Here is a 12876-nt window from a genome sequence, read left to right as displayed (position 1 = left end):
TCGAGCGCCGCCAGTGATGATCCGGCATAAGCAGAGGGCATTTCTGCCATCAAAGAGGGCGTGCGAAGCTTTCTCCAGCGCACGCCCGACTGGCGTCAAAGATTGGCCTGGCGCACCTGTTTTTCCAGTTCGAGTTTCAACCCCGGCTCCAGCTTGAGTTGACGCGCCAGCTCATCCAGATAGGCCTTTTCCATGAAGTTTTCCTCGTCCACCAGCATCACGCTGGCGACGTACATTTCGGCGGCCATTTCCGGGCTGCCGGCGGCACGCGCCACATCCGCCGGGTCCAGGGGTTTGTTGAGTTCGGCGTGCAGCCAGTGCTGCAGCTCCTGATCGTTGTCCAGCCGGGTGAACTCACCTTCGATCAGGGCGCGCTCGCGCTCGTCGATATGGCCATCGGCCTTGGCCGCGGCCACCAGCGCCTTGAGGATCGCCTGGCTGTGTTGTTCGACCTGTTGCGCGGGCAGGCGGTCGAGGGTCTGCGGCTCGCTTTTCGGCGCGCCGGCCTGCTGCGCCTGCCAGTTGCCGTAGGCCTTGTAGGCGATCACACCCAGCGCCGCCAGGCCGCCATAGGTCAGCGCCTTACCGCCGAATTTGCGGGCTTTTTTATTGCCCAGCAGCAGGCCCATGGCGCCGGCCGCCAACGCCCCGCCGCCAGCACCGGACAACAGGCTGCCGAGCCCGCCGGAACCGCCACCGAGTAACCCGCCCAGCGCGCCCTTGTCGGCAGCGGATGCCTTGTTCTGCTGCGCCCCGGTCTTGTTCTGCAACAGGTCCTGGCCAGACTTGAGCAGTTGATCGAGCAATCCACGGGTGTTCATCCAAACCTCCAGCAACTTGAGTTGATCGAATCAATAAGGCCACCAGCCTAGATCGAAGTGCCCCGATCCTGGGCTCGAGTGTGCTTCCAGATGTTGCTTCGCCAGGCTCGGTCGTATGCCTGGGCAGCCCTTCGATTAAAAAGATATACACTCGAAAAAATCGATAAAACCGCCTGACCGGTGATGCCCATGATGACCTTGCGCCAGATCCGTCACTTCATCGCCGTGGCCGAGACCGGCTCGATCTCGTCTGCCGCCCAGGCGGTGTTCATTTCCCAGTCGACCCTGACCCTGGCGATCCAGCAGCTCGAACAGGAAATCGGCGTCAACCTGTTCAACCGCCATGCCAAGGGCATGACCCTGACTCACCAGGGCCACCAGTTCCTGCGCCAGGCGCACCTGATCCTGGCCACGGTCGACAATGCCAAGCGCAGCCTGCAACAGAGCACCGACCAGGTGGCCGGCCAGTTGATCGTCGGCGTGACCAGCCTGGTCGCCGGTTACTACCTGGCAGACTTGCTCACGCGTTTCCAGCGCGCCTACCCCAATGTAGAAATCCGCGTGATGGAGGATGAGCGCCCCTACATCGAGCACTTGCTGGTCAGCGGCGAAATCGACATCGGGGTGTTGATCCTCTCCAATCTCGAGGACCGCCACGCCCTGCAGACCGAAGTGCTGACCCACTCCCCCCACCGCCTGTGGCTGCCCGCCCAGCACCCGCTGCTGGAACACGACAGCATCAGCCTGGCGGATGTCGCTCGCGAGCCGCTGATCCAGCTCAACGTCGATGAAATGGACCGCAATGCCCAGCGCCTGTGGTCCGGCGCCGGCCTGCAACCGCGCATCACCCTGCGCACCGCCTCCACCGAAGCGGTGCGCAGCCTGGTGGCGGCCGGGCTTGGGGTGTCGATCCAGCCGGACATGACCTATCGCCCCTGGTCGCTGGAGGGCGACATCATCGAGGCCCGGCCCATCGCCGACCTCAGCCAGACCCTCGATGTCGGCCTGGCCTGGCGCCGGGGCACGGCGCGCCCGGCGCTGGTCGACCCGTTCCTGACCGTGGCTCGTGAACAGCCCCACGGCGGGCGCAAGCCATCTATTTAATCGAACGCTGCGTTCAGTATTTGGTATTTGTCGAGCACCGGCCCCGCCACTAGTCTCTGATCATCCGTCCAGAGAGGGCCGGGCCTCCGTCACTGGAGAGCACCATGGCCATACAAGAAAAGAGAACCCGGAAAATGGCTGGCGCGCAGACTCCGTTGTCCACCGCTTTGTTGATCGATGGCGAATTGGTCGCCGGCCAGGGGCTTGTCGAACCTATCCTCAACCCGGCCACCGGCGAAGTGCTGACCCGGATCGCCGAGGCCAGCAGCGAACAGGTGGAAGGCGCGATCCTCGCCGCCCACCGCGCCTTTACCGACTGGTCGCGCACCACACCCCAGCAACGCTCGAACATCCTCCTGGCGATTGCCGATGCCGTGGAAAAGCAGGCCGACCACCTGGCCCGCCTGGAATCGCTGAACTGCGGCAAGCCGCTGCACCTGGCGCGCCAGGACGATCTGGGCGCCACCGTCGACGTGTTCCGTTTTTTTGCCGGCGCCGTGCGCTGCCAGACCGGCCAGCTCGCCGGCGAGTACCTGCCGGGCTACACCAGCATGGTGCGGCGCGACCCTATCGGCGTGGTGGCGTCGATCGCGCCGTGGAACTACCCGATCATGATGGCCGCCTGGAAGATCGCTCCGGCCCTGGCCGCCGGCAATACCCTGGTGTTCAAGCCGTCGGAGCATACCCCGCTGTCGATCCTGGCCCTGGCGCCGACCCTGGCCGAACTGCTGCCGCGCGGCGTGCTGAACATTGTCTGCGGCGGTGGCGAAGGCGTGGGCAGCCACCTGGTCAGCCACCCCAAGGTACGCATGGTGTCGCTGACCGGCGATATCGTCACCGGGCAGAAGATCCTCCAGGCCGCCTCGAAAACCCTGAAACGCACGCACCTGGAACTGGGCGGCAAGGCCCCGGTGATCGTCTGCAACGACGCCGACCTGCAGGCCGTGGTCGAGGGTGTGCGCAACTACGGCTATTACAACGCCGGGCAGGACTGCACCGCGGCCTGCCGGATCTATGCCCAGGGCGGGATCCATGACCGTCTGGTGGCCGAACTGGGCGCCGCCGTGAGCAGCCTGCGGTTCGCCGGCAAGCGCGATGCCGACAACGAGATCGGCCCGCTGATCAGCACTCGCCAGCGCGACCGAGTGGCCAGCTTCGTCGAACGCGCCCTGGGCCAACCGCATATCGAACGGGTGACCGGCGCGGCGGTGCATTCGGGCGCCGGCTTCTATTACCAGCCGACCCTGCTGGCCGGCTGTCGGCAGCAGGATGAAATCGTCCAGCGCGAAGTGTTCGGCCCGGTGGTCACCGTCACCCGTTTCGACGAGCTGGCGCAGGCAGTGGACTGGGCCAACGACTCGGAATACGGCCTGGCCTCGTCGGTCTGGACCCAGAACCTGGACAAGGCCATGCAGGTGGCGGCCCGCCTGCAATATGGCTGCACCTGGATCAACAGCCATTTCATGCTGGCCAGCGAAATGCCCCACGGCGGCTTGAAACGCTCCGGCTACGGCAAGGACCTGTCCAGCGATTCGCTGCAGGACTACAGCGTGGTGCGCCACATCATGGCCCGCCACGGCAATGACCTGGAATAACGGCACTAAGCTGATAACAAGCCCTTAGGGCGCGCTCCACCACGTTCACAACTGCCCCGACCATAATTTGAAGAAGAGGGTTTCCCCATGTTCGTGCACAAGACCGCACTGCTCAGTGCAATCACCACCGCCCTGCTGGCCAGCGCCAGCCTCCAGGCCGCCGAACCGCTCAAGGCCGTCGGTGCCGGCGAAGGCCAGCTGGATATCGTGGCCTGGCCCGGCTACATCGAACGTGGCGAGAGCGACAAGAACTACGACTGGGTCACCGGCTTCGAGAAGGAGACCGGTTGCAAGGTCAACGTCAAGACCGCGGGCACCTCCGACGAGATGGTCAGCCTGATGGCCAAGGGCGGCTACGACCTGGTCACCGCGTCCGGCGACGCCTCCCTGCGGCTGATCGTCGGCAAGCGCGTGCAGCCGATCAACACCGCGCTGATTCCCAACTGGAAAAACCTCGACCCGCGCCTCAAGGACGCGCCCTGGTACGTGGTCGACAAGCAGACCTACGGCACACCCTACCAGTGGGGCCCGAACGTGCTGATGTACAACACCACCGTCTTCAAGCAGGCACCGACCAGCTGGAGCGTGCTGTTCGACGCGCAGAACCTGCCGGACGGCAAGCCCAACAAGGGCCGCGTGCAGGCCTATGACGGGCCGATCTACATCGCCGATGCCGCGTTGTACCTCAAGAGCACGAAACCGGAACTGGGGATCCAGAATCCCTACGAACTGACCGAGGCCCAGTACAAGGCGGTGCTCGACCTGCTGCGCGCCCAGCAACCGCTGATCCACCGCTACTGGCACGACACCACGGTGCAGATGAGCGACTTCAAGAACGAAGGCGTGGTCGCCGCCAGCTCCTGGCCGTATCAGGTCAACGGCCTGGTCAACGAGAAACAGCCGATCGCCTCGACCATTCCCAAGGAAGGGGCCACCGGCTGGGCCGACACCACCATGCTGCACAGCGAGGCCAAGCATCCCAACTGTGCCTACAAGTGGATGGACTGGTCGCTCACGCCGAAGGTCCAGGGCGATGTCGCTGCCTGGTTCGGCTCGCTGCCAGCCGTGCCGGCGGCCTGCCAGGAAAGCCAACTGCTGGGCGCCGAGGGCTGCAAGACCAACGGCTTCGACCAGTTCGACAAGATCGCCTTCTGGAAAACCCCGCAGGCCGAGGGCGGCAAGTTCGTGCCGTACAGCCGCTGGACCCAGGATTACATCGCAATCATGGGCGGCAGGTGAGTTCCCTGTAGCCGCTGCCGCAGGCTGCGATAAGGCCGAAGGCCTTCAGCGATCTCAAGATCCTGCGCCCCCTTCGGGGTCGATCGCAGCCTTCGGCAGCGGCTACAGGTTCCTGCGCTCTTCGCCAAACCTGATTCCGCGCTTTCCCGGAGCACCGCACCATGACGCTTGCAGTCCAGTTCACCAACGTTTCCCGGCAGTTCGGCGAGGTGAAGGCCGTTGACCGGGTGTCCATCGATATCCAGGACGGCGAGTTCTTTTCCATGCTCGGCCCTTCCGGCTCGGGCAAGACCACCTGCCTGCGCCTGATCGCCGGTTTCGAACAGCCGAGCGCCGGCTCGATCCACATCCACGGGGCCGAAGCCACCGGGTTGCCGCCCTATCAGCGCGATGTCAACACCGTGTTCCAGGATTACGCGCTGTTTCCCCATATGAACGTGCGTGACAACGTGGCCTACGGCCTGAAAGTCAAAGGCGTCGCCAAGGCCGAACGCCTCAAGCGCGCCGAAGAAGCCCTGGCCATGGTCGCCCTGGAAGGCTACGGCGAGCGCAAGCCGGTGCAGCTGTCCGGCGGCCAGCGCCAGCGCGTGGCCCTGGCCCGGGCGCTGGTCAATCGGCCGCGGGTCCTGCTGCTGGACGAACCCCTGGGGGCGCTGGACCTGAAGCTGCGCGAACAGATGCAGGGCGAACTGAAGAAGCTGCAGCGCCAGCTCGGCATCACCTTCATCTTCGTCACCCACGACCAGACCGAAGCCCTGTCGATGTCCGACCGCGTGGCGGTGTTCAACAAGGGCCGCATCGAGCAGGTCGACAGCCCGCGCAACCTGTACATGAAACCGGCCACCACCTTCGTCGCCGAGTTCGTCGGCACCTCCAACGTGATTCGCGGCGAGCTGGCCGAACGCCTGAGCGGCAGCCAGCGGCCCTTCTCGATCCGCCCGGAACATGTGCGTTTCGCCGAAGGCCCGCTGCCCAGCCACGAGATCGAAGTCAGCGGCCTGCTGCACGATATCCAGTACCAGGGCAGCGCCACCCGCTACGAGCTGCAACTGGACAACGGCCAGACCCTCAGCATCAGCCGGGCCAACGACCAATGGCTGGACAGCGGCGCCCAGCACCAGACCGGGCAACGCCTCAGCGCGCGCTGGGCCCGCGCCGCGATGATCCCGCTGGCCGATACCCTGGCGAGCGGGGTGTGACATGAACACCCTGGCGATCACTTCCCAAAGCCCCGGCGGCTCGCCGCTGCGGCGCTTTTCCAACCTGCTGTACCGACGGCCGAACCTGTACCTGGCGCTGCTGCTGGTGCCGCCGCTGCTCTGGTTCGGCGCGATTTACCTGGGCTCCTTGCTGATCCTGCTCTGGCAGGGCTTCTACACCTTCGATGACTTCACCATGGCGGTCACCCCGGACCTGACCCTGGCCAACTTCGCCGCGCTGTTCCAGCCGTCGAACTTCGACATCATCCTGCGCACCCTGAGCATGGCCATCGCCGTATCGCTCGCCAGCGCCGTGGTCGCCTTCCCCATCGCCTACTACATGGCGCGCTACACCAGCGGCAAGACCAAGGCGTTCTTCTACATCGCGGTGATGCTGCCGATGTGGGCCAGCTACATCGTCAAGGCCTACGCCTGGACCCTGCTGCTGGCCAAGGGCGGCGTGGCCCAGTGGTTCGTCCAGCACCTTGGGCTGGAGCCGCTGTTGCAGTTCATCCTGGGGATTCCCGGGGTCGGCGGCAGCACCCTGTCGACCTCGCACCTGGGGCGCTTCATGGTGTTCGTCTACATCTGGCTGCCGTTCATGATCCTGCCGATCCAGGCCTCCCTGGAACGCCTGCCGCCGTCCTTGCTGCAAGCCTCCGCCGACCTCGGCGCCAAGCCGCGCCAGACCTTCATGCAGGTGATCCTGCCGCTGTCGGTGCCGGGCATCGCCGCCGGCTCGATCTTCACCTTCTCCCTGACCCTGGGCGACTTCATCGTGCCGCAGCTGGTGGGCCCGCCCGGCTACTTCGTCGGCAGCATGGTCTACGCCCAGCAAGGGGCAATCGGCAACATGCCGATGGCCGCCGCCTTCACCCTGGTGCCGATCGTGCTGATCGCCATTTACCTGTCCATCGTCAAACGCCTGGGGGCCTTCGATGCGCTCTGACTCAGCCAAGCATGGAGAACCAGCCTCGCTGGGCCTGCGCCTTGCCGCGTGGGGCGGGTTGCTGTTCCTGCATTTCCCGATCCTGATCATCTTCCTCTACGCCTTCAATACCGAAGACGCAGCCTTCAGCTTTCCGCCCCAGGGCTTCACCCTGAAGTGGTTCAGCGTGGCCTTCGCCCGCCCCGACGTACTCGAGGCCATCAAGCTGTCGTTGCAGATCGCCGCCATCGCCACCCTGATCGCCATGGTCCTCGGCACCCTGGCCTCGGCGGCGTTGTACCGGCGGGACTTCTTCGGCAAACAGGGGATTTCACTGATGCTGATCCTGCCCATCGCCCTGCCCGGGATCATCACCGGCATCGCCTTGCTGGCAACCTTCAAGACATTAGGGATCGAGCCGGGGATGTTCACCATCATCGTTGGCCACGCGACCTTCTGCGTGGTGATTGTCTACAACAACGTGATCGCCCGCCTGCGCCGCACCTCCCACAGCCTGATCGAAGCCTCGATGGACCTGGGCGCCGACGGCTGGCAGACGTTCCGCTACATCATCCTGCCGAACCTCGGCTCGGCGTTGCTGGCCGGCGGCATGCTGGCGTTCGCCCTGTCGTTCGACGAAATCATCGTCACCACCTTCACCGCCGGCCATGAACGCACCCTGCCGCTGTGGCTGCTCAACCAGCTCAGCCGGCCGCGGGACGTACCGGTGACCAACGTCGTCGCCATGCTGGTGATGCTGGTGACCATGCTGCCGATCCTCGGCGCCTATTACCTGACCCGCGGCGGCGAAAGCGTGGCGGGCAGCGGTGGGAAATAACCCTGTAGCCGCTGCCGCAGGCTGCGATCGACCCGCAGGGTCGTGGCGCCCTCCGGTTCGCTGAAGGCCTTCGGCCTTATCGCAGCCTGCGGCAGCGGCTACAGATCGCAGAACATCCAACAGATATTTCAGGAGAACAGCCATGCAAACCAAACTCTTGATCAACGGCCAACTGGCCAGCGGCGAAGGCCCTGCCCAGGCGGTATTCAACCCCGCGCTGGGCAAGGTGCTGGTGGAAATCAACGAGGCCAGCGAAGCCCAGGTCGATGCCGCGGTGCGCGCCGCCGACGCGGCGTTCCAGAGCTGGTCGCAAACCGTGCCGAAAGAACGTTCGCTGCTGTTGCTCAAGCTGGCCGACAGCATCGAAGCCCATGGCGAGGAGCTGGCCCGGCTGGAGTCGGACAACTGCGGCAAGCCGCTGAGCGCGGCCTTGAACGACGAGATCCCGGCGATTGCCGACGTGTTCCGTTTCTTCGCCGGCGCCAGCCGTTGCCTCAGCGGTTCGGCCGGCGGCGAATACCTGCCGGGGCACACCTCGATGATCCGTCGCGACCCGGTGGGAGTGATCGCCTCCATCGCGCCGTGGAACTACCCGCTGATGATGGTCGCCTGGAAAATCGCCCCGGCCCTGGCCGCCGGTAACACCGTGGTGCTCAAGCCCTCGGAGCAGACCCCGCTGACCGCCCTGCGCCTGGCCGAACTGGCGGCGGCGATCTTTCCCGCTGGCGTGCTCAACCTGGTCTTCGGCCGCGGCGCCACCGTGGGCCAACCGCTGGTGACCCATCCGAAGGTGCGCATGGTGTCGCTCACCGGCTCCATCGCCACCGGCTCGAACATCATTTCCAGCACCGCCGACAGCGTCAAACGCCTGCACATGGAACTGGGCGGCAAGGCACCGGTGATCATCTTCGACGACGCCGACATCGACGCCGCCGTGGAAGGCATCCGCACCTTCGGTTTCTACAACGCCGGCCAGGATTGCACCGCTGCCTGCCGCATCTATGCCCAGGAGGGTATCTATGAGCGCTTCGTCGAGAAGCTCGGCGCGGCGGTCGCCAGCATCAAATACGGCCTGCAGGGCGACCCGGATACCGAACTGGGTCCACTGATCAGCGCCCAGCATCGCGACCGCGTGGCCGGGTTCGTCGAGCGCGCCATCGCCCAGCCGCATATCCGCCTGGTCACCGGCGGCAAGGCGGTGGACGGCAACGGCTTCTTCTTCGAACCGACGGTGCTGGCCGACGCCCGGCAAGACGACGAAATCGTCCGCCGCGAAGTGTTCGGGCCGGTGGTCTCGGTCACCCGCTTCGCTGACGAGGCCCAGGTCCTGGGCTGGGCCAACGACTCGGAGTACGGCCTGGCGTCCTCGGTATGGACCGCCGATGTCGGCCGCGCCCACCGCCTCTCGGCGCGCCTGCAATACGGCTGCACCTGGGTCAATACCCACTTCATGCTGGTCAGCGAAATGCCCCACGGCGGGCAGAAGCTCTCCGGCTACGGCAAGGACATGTCCCTGTACGGGCTGGAGGACTACAGCGTCGTGCGCCATGTGATGTTCAAGCACTGACCGGCATCGCGGGCAAGCCTCGCTCCTACGAACCTGTACAACCCGTAGGAGCGAGGCTTGCCCGCGATGGTCACGACACGCATGAAAGAACGATGTGGCCAGGCCCGGCGGCCCGGCTAATAGCAATTACCGTCGGTTTCAGCACAGAACTCGTAGGGCGTGTTGCTGATGAACCTATCGAGCCAGTGGTGCTCCCAGTCCGGCCACTGAATGATGTAGGTCTTGCTGGCCTTGATGAACTCCAGGCCAAAGATGCGGATGCTGTTGTCGTCCTCGTACATCCGCAGGTCCAGCGACCAGTCTTCGATCAAGGGCGTGCGATAGACCCGTTGCGGCTCCTTGAGGTCGATGACTTGCAAGTAGCCCAGGCCGCCGAAAGGCACCAGCAGGCCACCGGCCGAGGCATGCTGCAGCAGGTAACGGCCGGAGGGGCTGGTGCTCGAATAGGGCTTGCGCTCGAGCACGGTGTTCAAGGCGCAGACGAACACCAGCGCGCAGGCGAACAGCAGTAAAACCAGCACCGTCAGCGTCTTCCTGTACTTCATCGCGCGCCCGCCGAAAAACTGCAATTCATTTGCCCGATCTCCTTGAAAGGCGGCTATTGAACGAGGTCTGGCCAAGCCGATCAAGTTGCGGCACCATCCGCCGCCACACAGCGCCAGGCTCCGCAGCCCGCGGCGCTGAAACCTCTCCGGCAGCCAGGATGCGCCCATGCCCTCGCGAATCGTCAGCCTGATGCTGCAAGTGGCCGTCTGGCTGGTGCTACCGTTCGCCGCCCTGCAACTCGGCCTGGTACTGACCGGCGCCGTCGCCGCGCCTTTTATCTCGGCCCTGGCGATCCCCACCGGGGTCCTGTCCCTGGTGCTGATTCAGATCAGCCTGGTGTATGCCGCCGCCAAAGGCTGGCACGCCTGCCGCATGCCGGCCCACTATCGCTGGCTGGGCCTGTGGCTGGGCTGCGTGCTGGTGCTGTGTGCCGTGCCGCGGTTCATGCCGTTGGCGGGGAGCGGCATATGAATCCCTGGACTCACGGGTGCCCCGTCGATCCTCCTGCTCGGCCAGCGATAGACCGGGGAGCGCGTGGCGGAAGTCATCCCGTCGACTGATTTTTTGCAGACAAGGCTTGCCAAGCATTCAGGTTCATCCTTTAATTGAGTGATCAGTCAATTAACTAATGAGCTCACATGCGCCCCGCCAATCCCCTGCAACGCGAAGCCAAGCGAACCGCCCTACTGGATGCCGCTGCCCAGTGTTTTGCCGAAGCCGGTTTTGTCGCCACCCGCACCGCTGACATTTGCAGCACCGCGGGCATGAGCTCCGGCAATCTGTTCCATTACTTCAGCAGCAAGCACGAACTGCTGTTGGCGCTGATCGCCCGGGAAGGTGAAGAGACCGCCGCCGCGATGGCTGCACTGGTCGCGGCTGAAGACCCGATGGCGGCCCTGTCAGGCTTCCTCGAGCACGTCTGCCAACTGGCCAGCGACCGCCATTACGCCGGCCTGACCCTGGAGATTTCCGCCCTCGGCCACCGCGACGAAGCCGTGGCACACCTGGTCAAGGCCAACGATCTGGTGTTGCGCGAAGGGCTCGCCGCTCTGGTGGACGCCGCAGGCCGAGCCGGGCAATTGCACACCAAACTGAGCCCCGAACAGGCCGCCACCTGGCTGGCCGCGCTGGTCGACGGCCTGTTCGCCCGGGTCGCCGCCGACCCGCTGTTCAACCCGCAAGACCAATCCCAGGTGCTGCAACAACTGGTGGCCCACCTGCTGCAAGGACGCTGACCCAGATGAACAGCCCCGCTCGCCCCGGCCTCGAGAAAATCACGTCCGCCACTCGCCTGCTGCACATCGATGCCCTGCGCGGGTTCGCCTTGCTAGGCATCCTGGCGGTGAACATCTGGGTGTTCACCGACCCTTACTACGGCGCCTCAGTGAGCAATCCGGCCTACCCCGCCGCCATCGATCACGCCATCCGCTTCCTGATCTCGACCTTGTTCGAAACCAAGTTCTACCTGCTGTTCTCCTTTCTCTTCGGCTACAGCTTCACCCTGCAACTGGCTTCGGCGCAGCGCTCGCAGAGCGCGTTCGTACCGCGCATGGTACGCAGGCAACTGGCGCTGCTGGTGATCGGACTGATCCACGGCGCCGTGCTGTTCTACGGTGAGATTCTGTCTCTCTACGCAGTGCTCGGCCTGGTATTGCTGGGGCTGCGCAACCTTTGCCCGCGACGCGCGCTCAAGCTGGCGGTGGGACTGCTGGTGTGCTCGGCGCTGATTTTCATGGCGCTGGGCCTGCTGCAACTAGCCGAAAGCAATTACGTCGGCAGCATGGAATGGGAACCCGTGGACAAGGCCTTCCTGCTCGGCTCGAGCGCCTTGGGCACCTTGAGCTTCAACCTCAGTCACCTGCCAGAGACCATCCTCGCGTTATGGCTGTTGCAGGGCCCCAGTACCTTGGCAATGTTCCTGTTCGGCTATGTAGCCGGACGCCGCGGCTGGCTGGTGGCGCCCTACGTCTTCGACGCCTGGAAGGACAGGTTATTGAGCCTGATGCTGCCCATCGGCCTCGGCGGCGCGCTCATCTATGGCTATACCGCCGCCTATGCCCCCGGCGCTGGCCTGGAAGCCCTGGGATACGGCATAGGCCAGTTGACCGCCCCCCTGCTCACCGCCAGCTACGTGCTGCTGCTCCTTGGCGCGTTCAACTCGCCCCTGGGCGAACGAGTGTGCAGGTTGCTGGCCCCCATGGGACGCATGTCGCTGAGCAACTACCTACTGCAATCCTTGCTCCTGAGCCTGATATTCACCGGCTACGGCCTGGGCCTGATCAACCAGCTGGGCTCGGCCTGGATCCTGCTGATCGTGATCGCTCTCTACGCGCTGCAACTGTGGCTCAGCACCCTGTGGATGCGCGGCCATCAATATGGCCCTTGCGAATGGCTGCTGCGGGCCGTAACCCTCCTCGCCTGGCCGGCCTGGCGCAAAGCCCGCTGAAGATCAGGCCAGCCTGAGGTACAGATGGATGTCCTCGGGTTCCAGGCGATACAGCTCTGGATCGGGGGCCGCCAACAGCTCGCAGCCCAGGCGGCGATAGAAATCCACGGTATTGCGCGACGGCGTGGCCGAGACATACAGCCCCTCGCCGCCCATGCGCCGTGCCTGCTCGGCGGCCAGGCCGAACAAGCGCTGGCCCAGGCCACGCCCGCGATACGCCTGGCTGACATGCAGGAACTTCAACTGCCGCAGCTGCAGGCCGGCGTTGTGGATCACCAGGCAATCGACCACCGCGGCGGCCACCAGCCGGTGCTCGTCGAACACCCCGTACAGCCAGCCGCCGCGCTGTTCACACGCCTGCAAGACCCGCGCGTCATGCTCGGCTTCGCCGGGCGGCCAGCCGGTCACCACCTCGCGCTGGGGATAACCCAGCAGTTGCCCGTCCTGCAGGCGGTAGAACGCCTCGATCAGCTCTGCACGGTCAATCAGTTTGAACAGCGGGATGTCTTGCGGGGTCAAAGGGCGTTCATTGAGCATCTTGGTTTTCCTGAAGCCATCCGTGGTTTTACGTATCGATACACGCGGGGCATTTT

At 64.7% G+C, this 12876-nt stretch carries 13 protein-coding genes; 10 read left to right on the top strand and 3 right to left on the bottom strand.

The features are described 5' to 3' along the window. Positions 1-95 precede the first annotated feature (95 nt). Positions 96-821 carry a tellurite resistance TerB family protein gene (locus CXQ81_RS08030; RefSeq protein WP_007927990.1) on the bottom strand — a complete coding sequence of 242 codons (726 nt, stop codon included), beginning with the start codon at positions 819-821 and terminating at the stop codon, positions 96-98. Between the two features lie 189 nt (positions 822-1010). Between CXQ81_RS08030 and CXQ81_RS08025 the strand changes: the two genes are divergently transcribed. The 7 genes from CXQ81_RS08025 (at position 1011) to CXQ81_RS07995 (ending at position 9291) form a co-directional block, all read left to right on the top strand. Next, entirely contained in the window at positions 1011-1925 is a 915-nt protein-coding gene (locus CXQ81_RS08025) for a LysR family transcriptional regulator (RefSeq protein WP_101336936.1), read from the top strand. Positions 1926-2029: 104 nt separating this feature from the next. Then, positions 2030-3520, top strand: coding sequence for a gamma-aminobutyraldehyde dehydrogenase (locus tag CXQ81_RS08020; RefSeq protein WP_081002215.1), 1491 nt, complete (start codon positions 2030-2032; stop codon positions 3518-3520). Positions 3521-3607: 87 nt separating this feature from the next. Then, positions 3608-4759: a putative ABC transporter substrate-binding protein YdcS gene (gene ydcS, locus CXQ81_RS08015; protein WP_101336935.1), complete on the top strand. Its 1152-nt coding sequence runs from the start codon at positions 3608-3610 to the stop codon at positions 4757-4759. A gap of 161 nt (positions 4760-4920) precedes the next feature. Continuing rightward, positions 4921-5958 carry an ABC transporter ATP-binding protein gene (locus CXQ81_RS08010; protein ID WP_101336934.1) on the top strand — a complete coding sequence of 346 codons (1038 nt, stop codon included), beginning with the start codon at positions 4921-4923 and terminating at the stop codon, positions 5956-5958. A gap of 1 nt (position 5959) precedes the next feature. Continuing rightward, complete coding sequence (locus CXQ81_RS08005) at positions 5960-6907, top strand: ABC transporter permease (protein ID WP_007927996.1); 948 nt, start codon at positions 5960-5962, stop codon at positions 6905-6907. Next, the gene (locus tag CXQ81_RS08000; RefSeq protein WP_007928000.1) at positions 6897-7724 is read left to right on the top strand and encodes an ABC transporter permease; all 828 of its coding nucleotides are present in this window, start codon (positions 6897-6899) and stop codon (positions 7722-7724) included. Before CXQ81_RS08005 ends, CXQ81_RS08000 begins: the two co-directional genes overlap by 11 nt. A 142-nt stretch (positions 7725-7866) precedes the next feature. Continuing rightward, positions 7867-9291, top strand: coding sequence for a gamma-aminobutyraldehyde dehydrogenase (locus CXQ81_RS07995; RefSeq protein ID WP_101336933.1), 1425 nt, complete (start codon positions 7867-7869; stop codon positions 9289-9291). A 116-nt stretch (positions 9292-9407) separates the two neighbouring features. On the opposite strand, the gene CXQ81_RS07990 is transcribed toward CXQ81_RS07995, so the two are convergent. Then, positions 9408-9836, bottom strand: a complete 429-nt coding sequence (locus CXQ81_RS07990; RefSeq protein ID WP_256593462.1) for a hypothetical protein — start codon at positions 9834-9836, stop codon at positions 9408-9410. A 166-nt stretch (positions 9837-10002) separates the two neighbouring features. On the opposite strand from CXQ81_RS07990, the gene CXQ81_RS07985 reads away from it, so the two are divergent. The 3 genes from CXQ81_RS07985 to CXQ81_RS07975 all read left to right on the top strand — a co-directional run bounded on the left by CXQ81_RS07985 (position 10003) and on the right by CXQ81_RS07975 (position 12283). After that, positions 10003-10308 (top strand): hypothetical protein, encoded by a 306-nt coding sequence (locus CXQ81_RS07985; RefSeq protein ID WP_101336931.1) that lies wholly within the window; start codon positions 10003-10005, stop codon positions 10306-10308. A gap of 167 nt (positions 10309-10475) precedes the next feature. After that, positions 10476-11072: a TetR/AcrR family transcriptional regulator gene (locus CXQ81_RS07980; protein WP_101336930.1), complete on the top strand. Its 597-nt coding sequence runs from the start codon at positions 10476-10478 to the stop codon at positions 11070-11072. Positions 11073-11077: 5 nt separating this feature from the next. Next, on the top strand, positions 11078-12283 hold the full coding sequence (locus CXQ81_RS07975; RefSeq protein WP_101336929.1) for a DUF418 domain-containing protein: 1206 nt from the start codon (positions 11078-11080) through the stop codon (positions 12281-12283). A gap of 3 nt (positions 12284-12286) precedes the next feature. Here the strand turns inward: CXQ81_RS07975 and CXQ81_RS07970 are convergent, their stop codons facing one another. Then, positions 12287-12820, bottom strand: coding sequence for a GNAT family N-acetyltransferase (locus CXQ81_RS07970; RefSeq protein ID WP_101336928.1), 534 nt, complete (start codon positions 12818-12820; stop codon positions 12287-12289). Positions 12821-12876 lie beyond the last annotated feature (56 nt).

The organism is Pseudomonas sp. 09C 129, from assembly GCF_002843625.1.
GTDB lineage: Bacteria > Pseudomonadota > Gammaproteobacteria > Pseudomonadales > Pseudomonadaceae > Aquipseudomonas > Aquipseudomonas chlororaphis.
Note: the sequence above shows the minus strand (reverse complement) of the source record. Positions and strands in the feature narration are given on the sequence as shown.

What these genes read in the sequence shown, in the direction of transcription:
- CXQ81_RS08030 (WP_007927990.1), bottom strand. Translation starts at nt 821, where the DNA reads ATGAACACCCGTGGATTGCTCGATCAACTGCTCAAGTCTGGCCAGGAC.
- CXQ81_RS08025 (WP_101336936.1), top strand. Translation starts at nt 1,011, where the DNA reads ATGATGACCTTGCGCCAGATCCGTCACTTCATCGCCGTGGCCGAGACC.
- CXQ81_RS08020 (WP_081002215.1), top strand. Translation starts at nt 2,030, where the DNA reads ATGGCCATACAAGAAAAGAGAACCCGGAAAATGGCTGGCGCGCAGACT.
- ydcS (WP_101336935.1), top strand. Translation starts at nt 3,608, where the DNA reads ATGTTCGTGCACAAGACCGCACTGCTCAGTGCAATCACCACCGCCCTG.
- CXQ81_RS08010 (WP_101336934.1), top strand. Translation starts at nt 4,921, where the DNA reads ATGACGCTTGCAGTCCAGTTCACCAACGTTTCCCGGCAGTTCGGCGAG.
- CXQ81_RS08005 (WP_007927996.1), top strand. Translation starts at nt 5,960, where the DNA reads ATGAACACCCTGGCGATCACTTCCCAAAGCCCCGGCGGCTCGCCGCTG.
- CXQ81_RS08000 (WP_007928000.1), top strand. Translation starts at nt 6,897, where the DNA reads ATGCGCTCTGACTCAGCCAAGCATGGAGAACCAGCCTCGCTGGGCCTG.
- CXQ81_RS07995 (WP_101336933.1), top strand. Translation starts at nt 7,867, where the DNA reads ATGCAAACCAAACTCTTGATCAACGGCCAACTGGCCAGCGGCGAAGGC.
- CXQ81_RS07990 (WP_256593462.1), bottom strand. Translation starts at nt 9,836, where the DNA reads ATGAAGTACAGGAAGACGCTGACGGTGCTGGTTTTACTGCTGTTCGCC.
- CXQ81_RS07985 (WP_101336931.1), top strand. Translation starts at nt 10,003, where the DNA reads ATGCCCTCGCGAATCGTCAGCCTGATGCTGCAAGTGGCCGTCTGGCTG.
- CXQ81_RS07980 (WP_101336930.1), top strand. Translation starts at nt 10,476, where the DNA reads ATGCGCCCCGCCAATCCCCTGCAACGCGAAGCCAAGCGAACCGCCCTA.
- CXQ81_RS07975 (WP_101336929.1), top strand. Translation starts at nt 11,078, where the DNA reads ATGAACAGCCCCGCTCGCCCCGGCCTCGAGAAAATCACGTCCGCCACT.
- CXQ81_RS07970 (WP_101336928.1), bottom strand. Translation starts at nt 12,820, where the DNA reads ATGCTCAATGAACGCCCTTTGACCCCGCAAGACATCCCGCTGTTCAAA.